This is a genomic window from Sulfuritalea sp. (genome assembly GCF_031426875.1).
In the GTDB taxonomy this organism is placed as follows: Bacteria; Pseudomonadota; Gammaproteobacteria; order Burkholderiales; family Rhodocyclaceae; genus Sulfuritalea.
On the sequence record NZ_JASJPC010000013.1, the window covers coordinates 18,898 to 39,083 of the forward strand.

At 64.7% G+C, this 20,186-nt stretch carries 27 protein-coding genes; 11 read left to right on the forward strand and 16 right to left on the reverse strand.

The annotated features are described in order from the left end of the window. Positions 1–19 precede the first annotated feature (19 nt). Both RMO95_RS06635 and RMO95_RS06640 read left to right on the forward strand, forming a co-directional pair. Positions 20–925: a LysR family transcriptional regulator gene (locus tag RMO95_RS06635; protein ID WP_310449815.1), complete on the forward strand. Its 906-nt coding sequence runs from the start codon at positions 20–22 to the stop codon at positions 923–925. A gap of 126 nt (positions 926–1,051) precedes the next feature. Further along, complete coding sequence (locus tag RMO95_RS06640) at positions 1,052–1,414, forward strand: hypothetical protein (RefSeq protein ID WP_310449816.1); 363 nt, start codon at positions 1,052–1,054, stop codon at positions 1,412–1,414. A gap of 36 nt (positions 1,415–1,450) precedes the next feature. Here the strand turns inward: RMO95_RS06640 and RMO95_RS06645 are convergent, their stop codons facing one another. Beyond that, the gene (locus RMO95_RS06645) at positions 1,451–1,852 is read right to left on the reverse strand and encodes a heme-binding protein (protein WP_310449817.1); all 402 of its coding nucleotides are present in this window, start codon (positions 1,850–1,852) and stop codon (positions 1,451–1,453) included. 75 nt (positions 1,853–1,927) lie between these two features. Next, entirely contained in the window at positions 1,928–2,608 is a 681-nt protein-coding gene (locus RMO95_RS06650) for an ankyrin repeat domain-containing protein (RefSeq protein ID WP_310449818.1), read from the reverse strand. 301 nt (positions 2,609–2,909) lie between these two features. Here RMO95_RS06650 and RMO95_RS06655 point away from each other — a divergent pair, with 301 nt between their 5' ends. Then, the gene (locus RMO95_RS06655) at positions 2,910–3,362 is read left to right on the forward strand and encodes a hypothetical protein (protein WP_310449819.1); all 453 of its coding nucleotides are present in this window, start codon (positions 2,910–2,912) and stop codon (positions 3,360–3,362) included. Positions 3,363–3,654: 292 nt separating this feature from the next. Here RMO95_RS06655 and RMO95_RS06660 read toward each other — a convergent pair whose 3' ends face one another. Beyond that, on the reverse strand, positions 3,655–3,894 hold the full coding sequence (locus RMO95_RS06660) for a hypothetical protein (protein WP_310449820.1): 240 nt from the start codon (positions 3,892–3,894) through the stop codon (positions 3,655–3,657). Positions 3,895–3,923: 29 nt separating this feature from the next. On the opposite strand from RMO95_RS06660, the gene RMO95_RS06665 reads away from it, so the two are divergent. From RMO95_RS06665 to brnA, 6 genes are all read left to right on the forward strand, one after another. Continuing rightward, a complete protein-coding gene (locus RMO95_RS06665; protein WP_310449821.1) occupies positions 3,924–4,247 on the forward strand; it encodes a toxin-antitoxin system HicB family antitoxin in 324 nt (107 codons plus the stop codon). Positions 4,248–4,425: 178 nt separating this feature from the next. Continuing rightward, the gene (locus RMO95_RS06670) at positions 4,426–4,650 is read left to right on the forward strand and encodes a hypothetical protein (RefSeq protein WP_310449822.1); all 225 of its coding nucleotides are present in this window, start codon (positions 4,426–4,428) and stop codon (positions 4,648–4,650) included. A 161-nt stretch (positions 4,651–4,811) separates the two neighbouring features. Further along, positions 4,812–5,048: a DUF4160 domain-containing protein gene (locus tag RMO95_RS06675; protein ID WP_310449823.1), complete on the forward strand. Its 237-nt coding sequence runs from the start codon at positions 4,812–4,814 to the stop codon at positions 5,046–5,048. After that, the gene (locus RMO95_RS06680) at positions 5,029–5,328 is read left to right on the forward strand and encodes a DUF2442 domain-containing protein (protein ID WP_310449824.1); all 300 of its coding nucleotides are present in this window, start codon (positions 5,029–5,031) and stop codon (positions 5,326–5,328) included. The genes RMO95_RS06675 and RMO95_RS06680 overlap by 20 nt, the downstream gene beginning before the upstream one ends. A 58-nt stretch (positions 5,329–5,386) precedes the next feature. Next, positions 5,387–6,244 (forward strand): hypothetical protein, encoded by an 858-nt coding sequence (locus tag RMO95_RS06685; RefSeq protein WP_310449825.1) that lies wholly within the window; start codon positions 5,387–5,389, stop codon positions 6,242–6,244. 179 nt (positions 6,245–6,423) lie between these two features. Further along, positions 6,424–6,687, forward strand: a complete 264-nt coding sequence (gene brnA / locus RMO95_RS06690; protein WP_310449826.1) for a type II toxin-antitoxin system BrnA family antitoxin — start codon at positions 6,424–6,426, stop codon at positions 6,685–6,687. Between the two features lie 121 nt (positions 6,688–6,808). On the opposite strand, the gene pobA is transcribed toward brnA, so the two are convergent. The 13 genes from pobA to RMO95_RS06755 form a co-directional block, all read right to left on the reverse strand. Further along, on the reverse strand, positions 6,809–7,984 hold the full coding sequence (gene pobA / locus RMO95_RS06695; RefSeq protein WP_310449827.1) for a 4-hydroxybenzoate 3-monooxygenase: 1,176 nt from the start codon (positions 7,982–7,984) through the stop codon (positions 6,809–6,811). A 25-nt stretch (positions 7,985–8,009) separates the two neighbouring features. After that, the gene (locus RMO95_RS06700) at positions 8,010–8,849 is read right to left on the reverse strand and encodes a class III extradiol dioxygenase family protein (RefSeq protein WP_310449828.1); all 840 of its coding nucleotides are present in this window, start codon (positions 8,847–8,849) and stop codon (positions 8,010–8,012) included. 82 nt (positions 8,850–8,931) lie between these two features. Beyond that, the gene (locus tag RMO95_RS06705) at positions 8,932–9,288 is read right to left on the reverse strand and encodes a protocatechuate 4,5-dioxygenase subunit alpha (RefSeq protein ID WP_310449829.1); all 357 of its coding nucleotides are present in this window, start codon (positions 9,286–9,288) and stop codon (positions 8,932–8,934) included. 14 nt (positions 9,289–9,302) lie between these two features. Beyond that, positions 9,303–10,298, reverse strand: coding sequence for an aldo/keto reductase (locus RMO95_RS06710; RefSeq protein WP_310449830.1), 996 nt, complete (start codon positions 10,296–10,298; stop codon positions 9,303–9,305). A gap of 1 nt (position 10,299) precedes the next feature. Then, positions 10,300–11,259 (reverse strand): Gfo/Idh/MocA family oxidoreductase, encoded by a 960-nt coding sequence (locus RMO95_RS06715; protein WP_310449831.1) that lies wholly within the window; start codon positions 11,257–11,259, stop codon positions 10,300–10,302. Beyond that, positions 11,256–12,110 carry a class III extradiol dioxygenase subunit beta gene (locus RMO95_RS06720; protein ID WP_310449832.1) on the reverse strand — a complete coding sequence of 285 codons (855 nt, stop codon included), beginning with the start codon at positions 12,108–12,110 and terminating at the stop codon, positions 11,256–11,258. The genes RMO95_RS06715 and RMO95_RS06720 overlap by 4 nt, the downstream gene beginning before the upstream one ends. 354 nt (positions 12,111–12,464) lie before the next feature. Continuing rightward, positions 12,465–12,911: a protocatechuate 4,5-dioxygenase subunit alpha gene (gene ligA / locus RMO95_RS06725; RefSeq protein WP_310449833.1), complete on the reverse strand. Its 447-nt coding sequence runs from the start codon at positions 12,909–12,911 to the stop codon at positions 12,465–12,467. 3 nt (positions 12,912–12,914) lie between these two features. Next, entirely contained in the window at positions 12,915–13,829 is a 915-nt protein-coding gene (locus RMO95_RS06730; RefSeq protein WP_310449834.1) for an amidohydrolase family protein, read from the reverse strand. 2 nt (positions 13,830–13,831) lie between these two features. Continuing rightward, the gene (locus RMO95_RS06735) at positions 13,832–14,752 is read right to left on the reverse strand and encodes a DUF1932 domain-containing protein (protein ID WP_310449835.1); all 921 of its coding nucleotides are present in this window, start codon (positions 14,750–14,752) and stop codon (positions 13,832–13,834) included. 14 nt (positions 14,753–14,766) lie between these two features. Next, entirely contained in the window at positions 14,767–15,456 is a 690-nt protein-coding gene (gene ligK / locus RMO95_RS06740; protein WP_310449836.1) for a 4-carboxy-4-hydroxy-2-oxoadipate aldolase/oxaloacetate decarboxylase, read from the reverse strand. Next, positions 15,453–16,481 carry an amidohydrolase family protein gene (locus RMO95_RS06745; protein ID WP_310449837.1) on the reverse strand — a complete coding sequence of 343 codons (1,029 nt, stop codon included), beginning with the start codon at positions 16,479–16,481 and terminating at the stop codon, positions 15,453–15,455. The genes ligK and RMO95_RS06745 overlap by 4 nt, the downstream gene beginning before the upstream one ends. Positions 16,482–16,494: 13 nt before the next feature. Beyond that, on the reverse strand, positions 16,495–17,187 hold the full coding sequence (locus RMO95_RS06750) for a substrate-binding domain-containing protein (RefSeq protein ID WP_310449838.1): 693 nt from the start codon (positions 17,185–17,187) through the stop codon (positions 16,495–16,497). 75 nt (positions 17,188–17,262) lie between these two features. After that, entirely contained in the window at positions 17,263–18,201 is a 939-nt protein-coding gene (locus RMO95_RS06755) for a LysR substrate-binding domain-containing protein (RefSeq protein ID WP_310449839.1), read from the reverse strand. A 108-nt stretch (positions 18,202–18,309) separates the two neighbouring features. Between RMO95_RS06755 and RMO95_RS06760 the strand changes: the two genes are divergently transcribed. Next, positions 18,310–18,849, forward strand: a complete 540-nt coding sequence (locus RMO95_RS06760) for a TRAP transporter small permease (RefSeq protein ID WP_310449840.1) — start codon at positions 18,310–18,312, stop codon at positions 18,847–18,849. After that, a complete protein-coding gene (locus tag RMO95_RS06765; RefSeq protein ID WP_310449841.1) occupies positions 18,846–20,174 on the forward strand; it encodes a TRAP transporter large permease in 1,329 nt (442 codons plus the stop codon). Before RMO95_RS06760 ends, RMO95_RS06765 begins: the two co-directional genes overlap by 4 nt. Positions 20,175–20,186 lie beyond the last annotated feature (12 nt).

Consider the following 20,186-nt stretch of genomic DNA (forward strand, 5'->3'; position numbering starts at 1 on the left):
GCGAACAATCCTGGCTGCCATGACTCGCCCCAATCTGGAACAAATGTCGGTCTTCGTCGCGGTTGCCGAAGCGGGTTCATTTACCGCCGCCGCCGACCGCCTTGGCATGGCCAAGTCGGCGGTCAGCCAGGCCGTCTCTTCGCTGGAGCGCGAACTCGGCGTGCAACTGCTGCAGCGCTCGACGCGCAAACTGGCGATCACCGAAACCGGCGCGGCCTTCTGCCACGACTGCGTCGAGTTGCTGGCCCGGGCCGCGGCGGCGGTCGACCGCGTGCGCACCGGCAAGGCGCAACCCACGGGGATCCTGCGCATTACCAGTGTCGTCGACTCGGCGCCGATGGTGGCGGAGTGGATCGCCGAGTACTGTGCGCGCTACCCGGCGATGCGAATCGAATATCTGCCGACCGACCAGAAGATCGATCTGATCGCCGAGCGCTTCGATCTCGCGTTGCGCATCGGCAGCATGCAGGATTCCAGTCTGCGGGCGGTCAAGCTCGGCGAACTCGAGACATGGCTTGTCGCCGCCCCGGACTACCTGGCGCGGCGAGGGACGCCGCGGACGCCGCAGGATCTGGTCAGCCACGAGTGGATTGCCCTGACCGTGGTGCCGACGCCGTGGACCCGCGTCTTCGAATCGCCATCCGGCCGCCAGGAACGGGTACGCCTGAGTGGCGCGATCAGCGTTTCGGCCGCGGCGGCGATGCGCAGCCTGGTCGTCGCCGGCGCCGGTATCGCCGCCTTCCCGGATTCGATGGTCCGCGCCGATCTGGCCGCCGGCAGGATGAAGCGCCTGCTGGCCAATTACCGGCTGCCGAAACTCTTTCTCTACGCGGTGTATCCCGGTTCGCGGGCCGTGCCGGCGAAAACGCGCAGTTTTATAGATATTGCGAAAGCGCGGCTGGGAATGCCGGGGACCGCCGGCTGAACGGGACTCGTCGCTGCCGAACAGCCGGCGCCGGCCGCCGGCACGAACCGGCCTTGACGAAAGCGCCCCCGGGAGAAGCCCTTGGAGTAGCATTGTTATCTGCATTGCTCTTCAAGGAGATCAATCATGAGCCTGCTTGAAAACATCCTCGGTCCAAAATCCAAATACGACGACACCCTGCCCTATACCTATGAGGCGCGGATACGCATGTTCGAGGAAAGCGACGAGTACAAGTCCTACTTTTCCGACACGATCTGCGGCCTGATCGAGTACCTGGACCGGCAGCAGATCGCGCCGCCCGGCGTCGAGATATTCGAGGTTTACCTGGAACAGGAAGCGCCCATCGACGCGCGGCTATTCACCACGCCGGACCGGAAATGGCTGTTCAAACCGGATATCTGCCGCGTCTTCGAGCAGCACTATCCCGGGCACATACACGGCGCCATTTGCTCGTTCAAGGACCGGGCGCGCCACGGCATCGGCCCCTGAGCCCGAACCCGCGCGTCGGCGGCGCGGCAACGGGCGTCAGGCGGCCGCTGCACCCGCCCGGGCAATCTGGGCATCCTGCTCCGATTTGACCCCGGAAACACCCACGGCGCCGACCACATGGCCGTCGACCACGATGGGCACGGCGCCTTCGAGCATGCCTTGCAGGAGCGGGACCGACAGGAAGGCGTTGCGGCCGGCATTGATCATGTCTTCGTATTGCTTCGATTCGCGCCGGCCGAGGGCGGCGCAGCGGGCTTTCTCGGTCGCGATGTAGGCGCCGATCGGCGCACAGCCGTCGAGCCGCTCCAGCGCGAGCGGGTGGCCGCCGTCGTCGGCGACGACGATGGTCACGGCCCAGTTGTTGTTGCGGGCTTCCTGGCGGGCGGCGATCAGGATGCGAGCCGCATCCTCCTGGGTCATGTAGGGTTTGCTTTGCATGAGAGTGGTATCCGAATCAAGGGTTGGGAATTGGCCGCGAATCATACAAGGCCGGTGGGTTTGCGTATTCCTGGGTCACTTTGGCCGCGGCGCCTTATGCGCCTCCTGCCATTTCCTGATCACGGTGCCTGGCGTCGAATGGCCGTTGCCGTCGGCCAGCGCCGCGGCGGTCTTGCCATTCTTGTCGCGCGCCGCGGTATTGACTTTGCTGGCGAGCAGCAGTTCGACCAGCGCAACCTGGTTGGTTGCCGCAGCCACATGCAATGCCGTGCGCCCCGCGGCATCCCGGCCATTGACGTTGGCGCCGCCCGCGAGCAGGACCTTTGCCGTCTCCATCCCGCCGATAATCACCGCCGCATGCAGCGGCGACATGCCGTTCGAATCGGCGGCGTCGTGCCGGGCGCCCTTCTCCAGCAGCAGCTTCACCAGTTCCGGGTGATCGCAGAATGCCGCCACGATCAGCGGCGAGCGTTTGAGCGCGCCGATGGCATTGACATTGGCGCCTTGTTCCAGCGACTGCTCCACGCCGCGCACATCGCCGGCGGCAGCCGTGGAAAACAATTCGCCATCGCTCTTGCTCAGCTCGCCATTGGGAAGGGTGAGGGGGATCAGGCAGGGGCTCTTTGCCTGCTGTGCCGAGGCCGGCGCCGTCGCCACCGACTCGGACTTGCCGCAGGCCGCGAGCAGCCCGATGGCGCACAGTCCCGCGATACCGGGGAAGGCATATCGAGAAACGGATTTTCTTGCTGGATTCATTACAGCTCCTTGCTCAGGTCCGTCATTTTGCCTCGGAAACCACCGGGGCCGCGCATGTCCGGGTCATTGCGCGGCGGCGATCGTTCCATGCGCCGTCCCGCCAGCGCCAACTTTGATCGGGAGAGCCGGCGCCGATGTGGCGCCGATTCATGCCGCGGCGAAACGCAATAAGATACTGCTTCGTCCTGCGCCGCCGCGCCGGGTGCGAGGGCGCCTGGGTTGCGGCGACTGGGTCGACAGGTGAAGGACGAGCATCGTTCCGCAGCCGGAAAAATAATCATCGACTTCAGTGAGGAAAGCCATGCAAGCCATGTTCGGTGGTGCGATTGCCGCAATTCTTCTCGGTATCTACCTGCATCTGATCCGCGTCGCCTATCAGGTGGTGGACTGCGTTACCGACACCAAGGGGTGCACGACCTACACCGTGGCCTATTTCAACGATGGCATGGCCCAGGCCCTGTCGATAGTCGGCGGGCTGGTTTCGGCGCTCGTCATCGCCGAGCTGGCGGCCACCAAGCCCGGCGAAGCCCCGGCGGTGCGGGCGCTCGCGGCGGATGCCTCAGACCGGTCCAAGTTCATCCTCAAGGTCGTCACCGCCTTTTACGTGCTCGCCTGGATGCTCGCGGGACTCACCGCGTTCTTCATCGGGCTCTACCATCCGAAAGTATTGCCGCCGCTTACCAACCTCGGTCAAGCCTGGCTCGGCCTGGCCGTGGCGTCGGCCTATGCCTACTTCGGCATCAAGGCGAAGTGAGGCCTGGGATCGGTTCACGCAGTCTGCCGACAAACCGCGCCGCCGCTGTCAGTCAGGTGATCGCCTGGTATCGCCGGGGGCTGGACTTCTCCGATGCCTTGCACCTGGCTCAGTCCGGCTTCTGTGCGGTCCCCGCCACTTTCGATGCCCGCTTCGCCAAGACCGCCCGCCGTCTCGATTTGGAACCCCAAGTCTCGGCGCCGGACTGAGGTGCCATCCGACAGCGGCCCTGAATTTCGTGCTGATTCTTCGCGGTGGCTCGACCGGCACGGCCGGTTGAAAAGTGGTGCCGCTATTGGTACCATTGATTCATGGCGTCTTCCACCAAAATTCTCGACCAGATGCGACGCGAACCCAGCAATGTGCGGTTCGGCGATCTCAAGAAGCTTTGCGAGGCGTATTTCGGGAAGCCGCGCCAAAGTGACACCGGCGAGGCACCAGTCACGCCATCTTCAAGACGCCTTGGGTGGGCGATCCGCGGATCAACATCCAGGACGACAAAGGCAAGGCCAAGGCGTATCAGGTCAGACATTGCAATCGACAAACTGGAGGGACTGCGCAATGAGCGTTGATCACTACACCTACCGCGTTACCTGGTCGGCCGAGGACGGCGAACACGTCGGCCTCTGCGCCGAATTTCCATCGCTGTCGTGGCTGGCGAAGACGCCGGAAGCCGCGCTGAAGGGAATCCGGCGGGTCGTGTCCGAGGCGGTGGCCGACATGCAGGCCACCGGCGAGGCCGTTCCGGTTCCCCTGGCGGAAAAGCACTACAGCGGCGAGTTCCGCGTGCGCATTCCGCCGCAGGTGCACCGCGCCCTGGCGACAGAGGCCGCCGAGCAGGGCGTCAGCCTGAATCGACTGGCGAGCGCAAAGCTGGCAGCCTGAGGTCATCCGCGTCGTGGTCGCTGATTTCTGCGACATCAAAACCTGCCGACCGCCACCCGGCGCTGGTTTCCCAGCCGTCGTCCCGAGAGATGAGCGCAAGAGTTGGCGCTGGCGACACGGCGATTCATGCTGTGATGAAAGGCAACGCGATACCGATTCGTTCTACCCGGAGTGAAGCATGAACCCGCAGCACTGGCCCCGTACCTTCATCGTCTTCACCGCCCTCGGAATCATCTGTCTGCTGGCCGGCATTGCTGCGCTGGCAGGAATGCTGAAGGGCGTCCATCCGCTGTTCAATGACGACATGGCAGGCTGGGCACTGATCGTGTCGGCCATCGCCTGCTTTCTGACCGGTGCCTTCCCGCTCGTCTTGCGCCGCCTCGCCGAACGCGAAGGCGCCTGAGGTCCGGCGGATGGGCGACAAAGTGACGACGGCAATACAAGTCGGCGCTGACGGCGACCCGAAGGTAGTGCAGCGCAAGGCTTTGTCTTGTACGAAATCGCCTATCATTTCGGCATGGCAAAGAACATCAAACTGAGTAACACGCATCTGGAGCAGCCAAGATGCCGACGGTAATGCGCATCGGCCCATATCGGTTCTTCTTCTATGCCAGCGATCGGGAAGAACCAATGCATGTACATGTCGAGCGCGACGCCGCACTTGCGAAGTTCTGGCTTGCTCCGGTAAGGTTGCAGCACAGCCTTGGCTTCGGACGATCCGAACTGGTGAAACTTGAGTCTCTCGTGGCCGAACACCGCGATGCCCTGATGGAGGCGTGGAATGATTATTTCGCAAACTGAAATCGCTATCCCGAACGCTCAGAACGTGTCGGTGACCGAGAACACTCTGACGGTGGACCTCGAAGACGGTAGAACCCTGTCGGCTCCGCTCGGCTGGTATCCCCGGCTTGCAAACGCCACGCCCGAGGAACGCGAACATTGGCGGCTGATCGGGCAAGGCTCGGGCATTCACTGGGACGATATCGACGAAGACATCAGCATCGAGGGACTGCTCCTCGGTAAGCGGTCTGGCGAGAGTCAGGGATCGTTCGAGAGATGGCTAGCGACTCGGCGTCGGTGAAGATGTTGCTGCGAAATCGTGGCCTGTTCTTGAATATCACGCACCCTCGTTAACGGTCATGGTTGTTCCTGACGATATTCGAAAATGTGTTGCGTTTATCGGTCTTCGAATGGCTGATGGCACATTTCGCTTCGCCGGTTCCCTATTCTTTCTGGGGAAAACTATCGAGGGAGGAGTTCTCGCGGGTTCGATGTACGCGGTGACAGCAAGGCATGTCATAGACAATATTCGAAAAACCGGAGTGACGGAATCCTATCTTCGCGTGAATCTGAAGGATGGACAGGCGCAATGGTTCAAGGCGCCATTAGGTACATGGTTTGTGCATCCGACGGACCTCTCTATCGACGTAGCAATTCTTCCAATGGGGTTGCCGGAGCCTCTCGATCATCTATTTCTTCCATACTCGCTGTGTGCCACGGAGCAGCAGATGAAGGACAACGAAGTCGGGGTTGGCGAAGAAGTATTTGTTACCGGATTGTTCAAACACCATCACGGATCCCGCAGAAATATCCCGATTGTCCGTGTTGGCAATCTCGCATGCATGACAGAGGAGAAGGTCGCAACAAATCACTTTGGAGAAATGGATGCGTTCCTCATTGAGGCACGGTCAATTGGTGGATTGAGCGGCTCTCCGGTATTCTTGAGCTTGGGATCATCTCGAGTAATCAAAGGCACAGTAAGACTTGGGCCAAACGATCCACCGTTTCTGCTGCTTGGTCTAGTTCATGGGCACTATGATGTTGGAACGACTGAGATTGACCGGCTGAGTGATGACGGCACGGACGCGGCTCAAAATGATTACGTGAATACGGGAATCGCGATCGTCGTTCCATTCAACAAGATCGATGCCGTAGTTTCGGCATTTGAGGCATCACGTGCAGAAAGCGGTCGGAGTGATAAAGAGGCGTCGCAGTGATTTTCATAGCATCGAAAATAACCTTGCTCCCCACTCGCTTTGGGTCGCCGTCAGCGCCAACTCTGCGGGCCGGACGGATGAAGGCCGCCTGTTACATCTGACCTTCACCCTGCGCCAGGCCGCCAGTCTGATCCGGGTGATGTCGGCCCGCGACATGCATCGCAAGGAGCGAACGATTTATGAGCAAGCCGACTACGACCATTCCCCGCTTTGCCAGCGAGGCCGAGGAACGCGCGTTCTGGGAAGGCCAGGATTCGACGGCGTATGTCGACTGGTCGAAAGCGAAGCGAGCCGTTCTACCGAATCTCAAGCCGACGACGAAGACGATCTCGCTGCGCCTGCCGCAGCACTTGCTGGATTCGATCAAGGTTGCCGCGAATGCGCGCGACGTGCCTTACGAGTCGCTGATCAAGGTTTGGCTACAGGAAAAGCTGCATAGCTGAATGCGCGGCGGCGGACGAAATGTACGCCGTATCGCCAGCGCCAACTCTTGACCGGGATTGGTGGCGCATCGCGCCGCTGCCTGCGCTCTGCGCGCCGGGGATTCCGCTTCGCGGGCCGGCGTCAATCCTCGAACGGCAATCCCACGTAGTTCTCCGCCAGCGTCGTCCTGCCGGCTTCCGAATGCACGACGTAATCGAGTTCGGCTTCCAGTGCCTTCTGGTCGAAGGGGTTGGTGTCGGGGAAGCGGTGCAGCAGCCGGGTCATCCACCAGGAGAAGCGCTCGGCCTTCCAGACGCGGCGCAGGCAGCGATCCGAGTAATGGTCGATGCCGGCGCTGCTGCCGCCGTAGTGTTCGATGAAGGCGCGCGACAGGTAGCGCACGTCGGAGGCGGCGAGGTTTAACCCCTTGGCGCCAGTCGGCGGCACGATGTGGGCGGCGTCGCCGGCGAGGAACATTCTGCCGAAGCGCATCGGCTCGGCGACGAAGCTGCGCAGCGGGGCGATGCTCTTCTCGATCGCGGGGCCGGTGACCAGCGCGGCGTTGGCCGGCGCATCGAGGCGGCGGCGCAGCTCGTCCCAGAAGTGCTGGTCCGACCAGTCTTCGACCTTCTCGCTCAGCGGCACCTGCAGGTAGTAGCGGCTGCGCGTGTGCGAGCGCATGCTGCATAGCGCGAAGCCGCGTTCGTGGTTGGCGTAGATCAGTTCTTCGGCGACCGGCGGCGTGTCGGAGAGCAGGCCGAGCCAGCCGGAGGGATAGGCGCGCTCGAAGTTGCGGATGGCGCTGGCTGGCACGCTGGCGCGGCAGACGCCGTGGAAGCCGTCGCAGCCGGCGATGAAGTCGCATTCGAGCTTGTGGCTGACGCCGTCCTTGACATAGCGCACGCACGGCCGCTCGCCGTCGAAGTCATGCACGCTGACTTCCCTGGCCTCATACACGGTCGGCAGGCCGGCATCGGCGCGCGCTTCCATGAGGTCCCTGGTCAGTTCGGTCTGGCCATAGACCATGACCTGTTTGCCGCCGGTGAGGCCGACGAAGTCGATGCGGTGGCGGCGGCCTTCGATCAGGATCTCGATGCCGTCGTGCGGCAGGCCTTCGGCGTGCATGCGGGCGCCGACGCCGGCCTCGTCGAGCAGGTCGACCGCGACCTGCTCCAGCACGCCGGCGCGGATGCGGCCCAGCACGTATTCGGGCGTGTGCGCTTCGAGGATGACGGCGTCGATGTTGGCCTTGTGCAGCAACTGGCCGAGGATGAGTCCGGCGGGGCCGGCGCCGATGATGGCGACTTGGGTTCTCATTATTTTCTCTCTGTGGGGCTGGGGTTTATACGACTTCCATGGCGAGCAGGCCGGACGCGGTGTTGGAAATCGGGATGTGGTAGTTGCCATGCAGCTTCGCCACTTCGCCGAGCAGCGCGCCGCGCGTGGTCAGCCAGTTGAGCAGCTCGACGCCCTGGGTGCCGGTCAGCTCGACCAGGTCGGGGACCGAATAGCGCGTCACCCAGAGCGGATCGGTGATCAGCTTGTCCATGAACATCAGGTCGAATTCCTTGTTGATGAAGCCGGCGCGCTGGCCGTCGAGCTGGTGCGAGAGGCCGCCGGTGCCGATCACCACGACGCGCGCCTCAGAGTTCCAGGATTCGATGGCGCGCCCGATGGCCTGGCCGAACTTGAAGCAGCGCGCCGCCTTCGGCAGCGGGAACTGCACGGTGTTCACGCAGACCGGCACGGTGCGCACGGGGCAGCTCTTGCGGTTCGGCCAGAGCAGTTCCAGAGGCAGCGTGAAGGCGTGGTCGACCAGCATTTCCTGGCAGCTCGTGATGTCGAACTCCTCCTCGACCAGCGAATCGATCATGTGCCAGGAAAGGTCCAGCTCGCCGCGATAGGGCGGCAGGGTGGGGATGCCCCAGCCCTCGTCGGCGTTGCTGTATTCGGGCGCGGCGCCGACGGCGAAGGTCGGCATCTTGTCGAGGAAGAAGTTCAGCCCGTGGTCGTTGTAGATGACCACGGCGACGTCCGGCTTGACCTTCGCCAGCCAGTCGTGGATCGGCGGGAAGCCGTCGAAGAAGGGCTTCCAGTAGGGGTCCTGCTGCAAGTTGTTGGCGATCGCACGGCCGATGTAGGGCACGTGGGTGACGTTGATGCCGCCGACTATTTTGGCCATTATCTTGCCTCCTGAAGGGCCGCCCCGAAGGAGGCAAACGCCCCCTCGGGGGGCAGAGAGTGAATGCGAACGTGGGGGCTCATCATCTCTTCCCCGCTTCAACGAGCCTGGCCTTGAAGGCCTCCTTGCTCATGCCCGTCTGTTGTGCGCCGATGTCCTGCATGTCGAGCCCGAATATGCCGCCCAGTTTGGCCAGGTAGTAGGCGTTGCCGCCGGCGGCGAGCATGTCCAGCACCTGCAGGCTGAGCACGGCCTGCTTCTGCTGCTGGTTGAGGCCGTACTTGTCGCAATAGGCTTGCTGGTCCTTGAGAAACTCGGCGCGGTTCTCCGCCGAGTTGAAGGAAAAGCACATCTTGTTCAGCGCGTAACCCTTGCGCGCCTGGTCGCCGTCGAAGATCGTGGTGCCGGGTATCACGCGTTTCTGCTTGCCGCTGGGCATGGTTTCTCCTTGGCTCAATCGGGGAAGGTTTCGGTATCGATTTCCAACTGCGTCGCGGCGTTGTAGCGCGGTCCCGCCACGGTCTGCCGGTTGATCAGTGCGTCGAGCTGCTTGATGACGCGGCGATCGAGCCGCAAGGCGGCGGCGCCGATGTTCTCGTCGCAATGCGCGAGGCTCCGGGTGCCGAAAATCGGCACGATCTCCTCGCCCTGCGCCAGCAGCCAGGCCAGGGCGAGCTGGGCCGGGGTGCCGGCGGCGGCGGTGGCGATGCGCCGGTACTCGGGCAGCAGTTCGAGGTTCTTCGCGTAGTTGGCCGGCTCGAAACGCGGCATCTGGCGGCGGATGTCCCTGGCTTCGAGCTGCGTCTCGGGGTCGTGCAGCGTGTCGGTGAGAAAGGCGCGCGCCAGCGGACTGAAGGCGACGAAGGCCACGCCCAGTTCGCGGCAGGCGGCGAGCGTGGCGATTTCCGGTTCGCGTGTCCATAGCGAGTATTCCGACTGCAGCGCGGCGATCGGGTGCACGGCATGGGCGCGCCGCAGCGTCGCCGCCGAGACTTCGGAAAGGCCGATGCTCCCCACCTTGCCGGCCCGTACCAGCTCGGCCAGCGCGCCGACGCTGTCCTCGATCGGCACCTGCTTGTCCCAGCGGTGCAGGTAGTAAAGGTCGATGACATCGGTCTGCAGGCGCTGCAGGCTTGCCTCGCAGTCGCGCTTCAGACTTTGCGGCCGGCCGTCGATCACACGGCGGCCATCGATGCCGGTCATGCCGCCCTTGCTCGCCAGCACGATCTTGTTTCGATGCGGTTTCAGCACGCGGCCGACGAGCGTCTCGTTGGCGCCGAAGCCATACAGTGCGGCGGTGTCGAACAAGCTGATGCCGCGCTCCAGCGCGCGCAGCAGCAGCGCTTCCGCGGCCTCCGGCGCCGGCGGCGTGCCATAGGCGTGGCTGAGGTTCATGCAGCCCAGGCCGAGGGCCGAGACGCTGAAGGGACCGAGGCGGCGTTGCTGCATTTCAGACGCCCTGGTTCAACTGTTGTTCAAGCCGGTGCAGCGTGCGGTAGCAGGGCAGCACCTGGGCCACGCTGGCGTTCGGCTCGCGGCCTTCGCGGATCGCGGCGAAAAACTCGCGGTCCTGCAGCTCGATGCCGTTCATCGAGACATCGACCTGGCTCACGTCGATCTTGTTGTCCTTGGCGTCTATCAGGTCGTCATAGCGCGCGATGTAGGTGCCGGTGTCGCCGATATAGCGAAAGAAGGTGCCGAGCGGACCGTCGTTGTTGAAGGAGAGCGACAGGGTGCAGATCGCGCCGGTGCTGCTCTTCAGCTGGATGGACATGTCCATGGCGATGCCCAGCCCCGGATGGATCGGGCCTTGCAGCGCGTTGGCGGCGACGATGCTGCCTCCGGTCTGGTAAGCGAAGAGGTCGACCGTGTGCGCGGCGTGGTGCCACAGCAGGTGGTCGGTCCAGCTGCGCGGTTGGCCCAGCGCGTTCATGTTGCTGCGGCGGAAGAAGTAGGTCTGCACGTCCATCTGCTGGATGTTGAATTCGCCCGCGCCGATCTTCTTGTGCAGCCACTGGTGGCTGGGATTGAAGCGCCGCGTGTGGCCGCACATGGCGACCAGCCCGGTCTGCCGCTGCAGCGCCGCGACCTGTTCGGCGCCGGCCAGGCTGTCGGCCAGCGGAATCTCGACCTGCACGTGCTTGCCCGCGTTCATGCAGGCGATGGCCTGCGCCGCGTGCATCTGGGTCGGGGTGCACAGGATCACTGCGTCGACCTCCTTCAGCGCCAGGCTCTCGGCGAGGTCGGTGCTGACGTGGGCGATGCCGTATTTGTCGGCCACTTCCTTCGTCTTCGCCGGATCGCGGCTGACCAGCGAGACGACTTCGACGCCGGCTATCAGCTTGATGGCGTCGAGGTGCTTGATGCCGAAGGCGCCGGCGCCGGCCAGCGCGACTTTTATGGGTTTCATGTGTTCTCCAGAATCAGATGGCCGACGGCGGTGTTCGACGCCGGCACATGGTAGAAGCGGTGGGCGACGCGCGGTAGCGTGTCGCTCATGGCGCCGCGTGCGATCAGCCACATCACGAGTTCGATGCCTTCCGAGCCGGCCTCGCGCACGTAGTCGATGTGCGGCATGCGGGCGAGGTCCACGGGGTCGGCGATCAGGCGGTCGAGGAAGGTCTGGTCGAACTCGCGGTTGATCAGGCCGGCGCGCGGCCCCTGCAATTGGTGGCTCATGCCGCCGGTGCCCCAGACCTGCACCTTGAGTGGCGCGTCGAAGCTCTCGACCGCCTTGCGGATGGCGTGGCCCAGGTTGAAGCAGCGCCGGCCCGAAGGCACGGGATACTGCACCACATTTACGGCGAAGGGGATCACCGGGCAGGGCCATTCGAATTTGTCAGCCGGGGGTTGTCCGCACATCAGCGACAGCGGCACGGTGAGGCCGTGGTCGACCGGCATCCTGTTCGCGATCGTCAGGTCGAAATCGTCCTGGATCACCGACTGCGCGATGTGCGCGGCAAGCTCGGGATGGCCCTTGACCGCCGGCACCGGGCGTGGCCCCCAGCCTTCGTCGGCAATCGGGAATTCGGCCGCGCAGCCGATGGCGAAAGTCGGGATCAGGTCCAGGCTGAAGGCGTTGGCGTGGTCGTTGTAGACCAGGAAGATGACGTCGGGCGTGTTCTCGCGCAGCCACTGTTTGGAGAACTCGTAGCCGGCGAAGACTTTCTGCCAGTAGGGCTCGCCGGATTTGCCGAGATCGAGCGCGGCGCCGATGGCGGGGACGTGGGAGGTATAGACCGAGGCGGTGATGTGGGCCATGTCAGTTGCTCCATGGTGCCGTGCGCACCTGATACAAGTCAAAAGCGTTGATTGCCGAAGGTGTGCGAGCGCCAAGGGCGACGGGTGGTCGCCGCCGCTCGTGTCCTCCGAGCCCGGCTGCGCCGGGCTCTCCCCCTTTACCTCGCCGCGTCGACCACCCGCCACCCTTGGCGGGAATCGCTTCTGCTTTGCAACCGCCAATCTGCGACAGCGCCACCGGAGCGGGATGGTGGGGCGTTCTGCGCAGCGAAGTAAAGAAGGAGGAGGAGCCCGAAGGGCGACGACGGGTGACATGAGCAGCGCAGAATGCCCCACCATCCCGATCTCGCACCGGCCTCAAATCCGCGACAAGTTTCATGCCGTGCCCTCCTTGCGCCCAGTCCGACCCTGCGGTTGGCGATGCGCCTGCGCGCTGCCATCCTCGCCGAGGCGGCGATTGCCCTCGACGGAACGGCCGCCGGAAATCATCATGTCGCGGTATTCCTCTTCCGTCATGCCGGTCATGCTGCCGGCCATTTGCTGGAAGCTCTTGCCGTCGGTGGCGCCGATCTTGGCCAGGAAATAGATGTTGCCGCCCAGCCGTATGCACCAGTTGAGGTCGCGCGCCAGCACGGCCTGCTTCTGCTCTTCCGTCATCGGCCACTGGTCGAGGTAGGCGCGCTCGTCGGCCTTGAAGCGGGCGCGGTTTTCGGCCTGCATCAGCGACATGCAGAACTGGTTGAGGTGGTAGCCCAGGCGCGACTGCTCGGCATCGAAAATCGTCGTGCCGGGAATGTCCTTGTAGGGTTTGTCGAGAGACATGACTTAGTTCTCCTCCGGCCAGTAGAGGCGCATCGGGTTGTCCACCAGCAGTTTGCGCTGCAATTCTGGCGTGGTCGCGATATGCGGAATGAAATCGACCAGCAGGCCGTCGTCGGGCATGTGGTCCTTGAGGTTGGGGTGCGGCCAGTCGGTGCCCCACAGCACGCGGTCGGGGAAAGTTTCGACGATGCGTCTTGCAAACGGCACGACGTCGCGGTAGGCATTCGGCTCGCCGTTCAAGGCTTTCGGTCCGGTAAGGGAAAGCCGCTCGGGGCAGCTGACCTTGCTCCAGACGTTCGGGTAGTCGCGCATGAACTTGACGAAGAGCTCGAACTCGGGTCCGTCGACCGGCTTGCTCACATCGGGGCGGCCCATGTGGTCGACCACGATAGTCGTCGGCAGTGCGGTGAAGAAATCCCACAGCTCGGGCAGGTCGGCCGCCTCGAAATAGATCACCACATGCCAGCCCAGCGGCGCGATGCGCGCGGCGATTTCCATGAGTTCGTCCTTCGGCGTGAAGTCCACCAGGCGCTTGACGAAATTGAAGCGCACGCCGCGCACGCCGGCCGTGTGCATGGCCTGCAGCTCGGCGTCGCTCACCGTGCGCCGCACCGTGGCGATGCCGCGCGCGCGGTCAGCCGAGTGGATCAGCGCATCGACCATGGCGCGATTGTCGGCGCCGTGGCAGGTGGCCTGGACGATCACGTTGCGCGCGAAGCCGAGCCGGTCGCGCAGCGCATGGAGCTGCTGCTTCGAGGCGTCGCAGGGCGTGTACTTGCGCTCCGGCGCGTAGGGGAACTCGGCGCCGGGGCCGAACACGTGGCAGTGCGCATCGACGCTGCCGGCCGGCACTTTGAAAGTTGGCGCTGACGGCACGGCGTACCAGTCGAGCCAGCCCGGAGTCTTCTCGAATGCCATGTTCATTGCCTGCCCCTGGCGATGATGCGGTCGGCCTCGACGCGCCAGTCGGCGCTGCGGGCGAATTCCGTGCTGCCGCGCGCACCGAATACGCCCTCGTCGGCCAGCGCCGCCATCGCCGCGTCGCGCTCGGCGCTGCCGGCCGCGGAGCAGGGCGCCAGCCCGGCCTCGCGCACGGTCTGCGCCACTTCGCGCATCTCCTCGGCGCGGCGGCGGCCGTGCTCGATCACGCGCTGGAAGAAATAGGCACCCTGTTTTTCCCAGTCGATGCCGGGGAAGGTTTCGTACAGCGAGGCGACCACGGCATCCTCGACGCCATAGGCGCGCGCCGCGGTGAAGCTCTCGATGACCATGGCTTCGAGCCCCTTGATCATCACGCTGCGGCACATCTTGGTGGCCGAGGCGACGCCGAGCTTCTCGCTGGCGACCCTGGCGACGAAGCCGAGTTCCGTCAGCAGCGGCGCCAGTTCTGCCGCGCCCGGGCCGCCGAGCAGCAGCGGCACGCGGATGCGATGGGGCGGGATCGAGGTCATCACCGCGCCCTCGACATAACGCGCGCCGGCGGCGTCGATGATTGCGGCGGCCTCGATCTTGGCATTCGGCGAGGCCGAGTTGAAATCGAGAAACCAGGCGTCGGGCTTGAGAGTTGGCGCTGACGACACGGCGACGGCGACCGTCTGGTCGGCCGTGACGGCGGAGATGACCAGCTCGGCGGCGCGCGCCAGCGCGGCGTGGTCGGCCATCAGGCGCACGCCGTATTGCGCCGCATGCGCGCGCAATGGCGCGTCCTGCGCCGTGCCGAGCTTGACGTCATAGGCCAGGATGTTGCCGACGCCGCGCGCGCGCAAGTCCTCGGCGAGGATGCGCCCGACCTCGCCGTAGCCGACGAGGCCGATCGACCATTGCAGGGGCTTGGCACTCATGGTTCCCGGGCTCATCAGTCGATGTACTTGAGGCCGGCCTTGGCCAGCGTCTCGCGCATGTTGTACATGTCGAGGCCCAACTCGCCGGCGGCGAAGCGCGCGCGCTTGGAGGTCTCGTTGGCTTCGCGTGCCGCGGCGGCATCGGCCACCTGCTGTGCGATCGCGGCGGGCACGACGACCACGCCATCGTCGTCGGCCACCACCACGTCGCCGGGATTGACCAGCGCGCCGGCGCAGACCACGGGGATGTTCACCGAACCCAGCGTGGCCTTGATGGTGCCCTTGGCCGAGACGGCGCGCGAGAACACCGGGAAGTTCATCGCGGTGAGATCCTTCACGTCGCGCACGCCGGCGTCGATGATCAGGCCGCGCGCACCGCGTGCGCGGAAGGAGGTCGCCAGCAGGTCGCCGAAGAAGCCATCCTCGTTGTCGCTGATGCAGGCGGCGACGGCGACGTCGCCTTCCTGCAACTGTTCGGCGGCGACGTGCATCATCCAGTTGTCGCCGGGCTGCAGCAGTATCGTCACCGCCGTGCCGCAGACGTGGGCGCCGGTGTAGATCGGCCGCATATAGGGCTTCATCAGGCCGACGCGGCCCATGGCTTCGTGGATCGTGGCGACGCCGAAGTGCGACAGCTTTTCCACGGCTGCCTTGTCGGCGCGGACGATGTTGCGTTTGACGATGCCCAGGTTGTTCATGCTCATTTTCCTTTCGCCTTGAGCGCCGCGTCGAGGCGCGGATAGACGCGGCGCGCGTTGCCCTCATAGACCTTGTAGCGATCCTCGGCGCTGAGGTTCAGCGTCGCCTCGATGTAGCGCTTGGTGTCGTCGAAGTTGTGGCCGGTCTCGGGATCGATGCCTTTCACGGCGCCGATCATTTCCGAGGCGAAGAGGATGTTGTCCACCGGGATGACTCGGGTCAGCAGGTCGATGCCGGGCTGGTGATAGACGCAGGTGTCGAAGAACACGTTGTGCAGCAGGTGGTCCGTCAGCAGCGGCTTCTTGAGTTCCTGCGCCAGCCCGCGGTAGCGCCCCCAGTGGTAGGGCGCGGCGCCGCCACCGTGCGGAATCACGAACTTCAGTTCGGGGAAATCCCTGAACACGTCGCCCTGGATCAACTGCATCACGGCCGTCGTGTCGGCGTTGATGTAATGCGCGCCGGTGGTGTGGAAGCAGGCGTTGCACGAGGTCGAGACGTGGATCATGGCGGGGATGCCGTACTCGACCATTTTTTCGTAGAGCGGATACCAGTGGCGGTCGTAGAGCGGCGGCGAAGTCCAGTGGCCGCCGGACGGGTCGGGATTGAGGTTGATGCCGACGAAGCCGTATTGCTTGACGCATTTTTCGAGTTCGGGGATGCAGCTCGCCGGATCGACGCCGGGCGATTGCGGCAGCATCGCGGCGCCGATGAAGTGCTCGGGAAAGAGTTGCGAAACCCGGTAGCAGAGTTCGTTGCAGATCGCCGCCCAGGTCGAGCTGACATTGAAGTCGCCGATGTGGTGGGCCATGAAGCTGGCGCGCGGCGAGAAGATGGTCAGGTCCGAGCCGCGCTGCCGCATCTTTGCCAACTGGTTGGTCTCGATGGTCTCGCGCAGCTCGTCGTCGCTGATCTTGAGTTCGGACACTTTCGGCATCGCGGCCGGGTCCTTGATGCCGGCGATCTGCCGCTTGCGCCAGTCCTCCAGCGCCTTTGGCGCGGTGGTGTAATGGCCGTGGATGTCGATGATCATCGTGGGGCTCCTGTTACGCCGGTTCCATGCCGTGGCGCCGCTTGGCGTCGGCCGCTGCCGGGGAATGCATGAAGGCCAGCAGCGTGCGCGCAGCCACGGCCTGTTTCGTGGCGGTGCAGACGCCGCCGGAGAATGTGGTGACGATCTCGCAGCCGGCGGGCATGGTGCCGAGCACTTCTATCCCGGGCTGGTGCAGCATTTCGCTGAACTGCTGGAAGCCGAGTTCGACCGCGCCGTCGGCCACGAGCTGGCCCACCGGCACGCCGGGCGGCGCCTGGACGATGCGGTCGCGCACCATGTCGGCAATGCCCCAGCGCGCGAACAGTTGCAGCAGCTCCGTGCCGCTCGGCCCGGTCGAGTAACCCAGCGTGCGCGCGGCCAGCACGGCGCGGCGCAGCGCGTCCTCCGAACCGACATCCGGCCGCGCGCTGCCGGCGCGCACCGCGATCGCCACGGTCGAGCGCACCAGGTCGGTCCGGCTGTCGGCGAGCACCTGTCCCGAGGCGATCAGCTTGGCGATGGCATCGGCGGCCAGCACCACGAAATCGAAGACCTCGCCGGCCTGGACCCGCCGCGCCGCATCGACGCCGCCCACCGACTCGATCGACACCTCGACGCCGCCGCTCTGCCGATACGCGGCGGCCAGTTTCGCCAGCACCTGGCGCGTCGCCATCGACGAGATGCCGGTGATCTTCGGAGTTTGCATTTGCCCCACCCATAATCGATGGGGCGATTCTGACAAAACGCCGGTGGCGGGCCTAGCCGCCGCGGGCACTACTAGCTATCGCGTTTTGTTATGGGCGGGCGGCACGGCCTCGGCCGCGGCCAGGATCAGCTCGCGCAGGAGGCGCAGCACCTGCTTGGTCAGCGGCGTCGACGGCTTGTGCGCGGAGACGGCCAGGCATAGCGTGCTGGTCAGGCGCGGCTCGCTCAGGGGGCGCAGGACGAAGGCTTCGGACTGGCTCGAGGCGGCCAGCGCCGTCGCCGTCAGGATGGCGTGGCCGTGGCCGGCGCGTACCAGTTCCAGGATGGATTGCACGCTGGAGATTTCCATGGCGACATTCAGCTTGTGGCCGGACAGCGCGGCCTGGGTTTCCAGCAGCTTGCGAATCGCATGGCTGCGCTCGGGCAGGATCAGCGGATAGCGCGTCAGCTCGGCCAGGGTCACCGGGGCGCCAGCGCCAACTTTGCGGCCCTTGCCGGCGCCGGCCGGGCTGACCATGCCCAGCGGTTCGTCGAGCACCGGCGTGAACTCGATCGCCTCCTGCGATTCCGGGTTGTGCAGCAGTCCGACATCGACACGGCCGGTCGAGATCCATTCCGCGAGGTGGGTGGACAGGCCCTCGACGATGGCCAGCCGTGCCTTCGGCAGCGTGCGGCGGAAGCCCTCCACCAGCGGCAGCGTCAACAGGCGGCCCATGCTCGGCGGCAGGCCGACGACGATGCGCCCGGCCGGCTCGCCGCGCGTGCTTTCCAGGTCTTCGCGCACCCGCGACATCAGTTGCAGGATGCCGATGCTGTGGTCGAACAGGCGCTTGCCGGCCTCGGTCAGCACCACGCCGCGGCCGTTGCGCATCAGCAGCGTGACGTGCAGGTCGGTCTCCAGCAGGCGCACCTGGCGCGACAGCGCCGGCTGGGCGATGTTCAGGATCAGCGCGGCGCGGCTGAAGCTGCCCAGTTCGGCGACGCGTACGAAGTATTCAAGTTGCTTGAGGTTCATCCGGAACCGGCGAGGGCCATAACAAAATGAGATAGCTAATAGTACCCACATTCCGTATCGGCTAAACCGCGTCCCTGCCAAAATGCGCCGATTCAATAGAGGCGCCGCATGCAGGAACCGCAAGCACCCACTCCCTACGCATTGAAGGACACCTTCGGTCCGCTCGGCAATTTCCTGCTCACGGCGGCGCGGCTGATGGCGGTCGTCGGTGGCCTGATCTTCGTCGGCCTGGTCCTCATGTCCATCGTTTCCATCGTCGGCCGCAAGACGGTCGGCTTCGTCGTGCCGGGCGACGTCGAGGTTCTGCAGATGCTTGCGGCATGCGCAGCGGCTTCGTTCTTTCCCTACTGCCATTTGCTGCATGGCGACGTCAAGGTGGATTTCTTCACCCACAATCTGTCGCAGCGCACGCTGTGGTTCATGGACGCGATCGGCTCGCTGCTGGTCGGCAGCTTCGGCGCGCTGATCGCCTGGCGCTCCTGGGCCGGCGCGATGACCGTCAAGGACGCGGGCGAGACCTCGATGATCCTGGCCTGGCCGGTGTGGATACCGCAGGCGCTGATGGTGCCCGGCTTCCTGCTGCTGGCTGTCGCTGGTCTCTACATGTTCCTGCATCAGCTGCGCATGGCGATGAAGGGGCAGCCGTGAGCGGTACGACGATCGGCTTCCTGATGTTCGGCATCCTCATGGCATTGCTGGTGCTGCGCATCCCGATCGGCATCGCGATGTTCATGGTCGGCGCCGGCGGCTACCTGTATCTGGTCGGCGACACGCTGCCGCTGCTCAACTCGCTGAAGAACCTGGCCTATGCGCGGCTTTCCAACTACGACCTGGTGGTGATCCCGCTGTTCCTGATGATGGGCCAGTTCGCCACCCACGGCGGCCTGTCGAAGGCGCTGTTCCGTTCCGTCTCGGCCTTCCTCGGCCACCGCAAGGGCGGCGTGGCGATGGCCGCGATCGGCGCCTGCGCCGGCTTCGGCGCGATCTGCGGCTCCTCGCTGGCGACGGCCGCGACCATGGGCCAGGTGGCCCTGCCCGAGCTGCGCCGCTACGGCTATTCCGGTTCGCTGGCCACCGGCGCGCTGGCTGCCGGCGGCACGCTGGGCATCATGATCCCGCCCTCGGTGCCGCTGGTGATCTATGCCATCCTGACCCAGGAATCGATCGGCAAGCTGTTCATGGCCGCCGTGCTGCCCGGCATCATCGCCATGCTCGGCTACATGGCCGTGGTGCGCATCATCGTGACGCTGAACCCGGCGGCCGGCCCGGCCGGACCCGAAGCCAGCCTGGCGGAAAAAATCAAAAGCCTGGTCACCGTGCTGCCGGTGCTGCTGGTCTTCGTCGTGGTCATCGTCGGCATCTACGGCGGCTGGGCCAACCCGACCGAGGCCGCCGCGATCGGCGCCGCCGCCTGCGGCATCCTTGCCGTCGTCACCGGCGGCATGCGCGCGGAAGGCCTGCTGGAAAGCCTGGTCGGCACGGCACAGGCCACCGCGATGATCTTCCTCGTGCTGCTCGGCGCCGACATGCTCAACACCGCGCTGGCGTTGTCGCAGATGCCGGGCGAGCTCGCCGCCTGGGTCAAGCACAGCGGCCTGTCGCCGCTCCTGGTGATGGTGATGATCCTGCTGATCTACGTCCTGCTCGGCTGCGTGATGGATTCGCTGGCGATGATCCTGCTGACCATCCCGATCTTCTACCCGATGGTGATGGGCCTCGATTACTGGGGCATGTCGCAGGTCGACAAATCGATCTGGTTCGGCATCCTGGCGCTGATGGTGGTGGAGATCGGCCTGGTGCATCCGCCGGTCGGCATGAATGTCTACATCATCAACCGGCTGGCGAAGGACGTGCCGCTGGTGGAAACCTTCAAGGGCGTCATCCCCTTCCTGATTTCCGATTTTCTGCGCATCGGGCTGCTGCTGTTTTTCCCGATCATTTCGCTGTACCTGGTCCATACCTTTCAGCAATAGTTTTTCACGGAG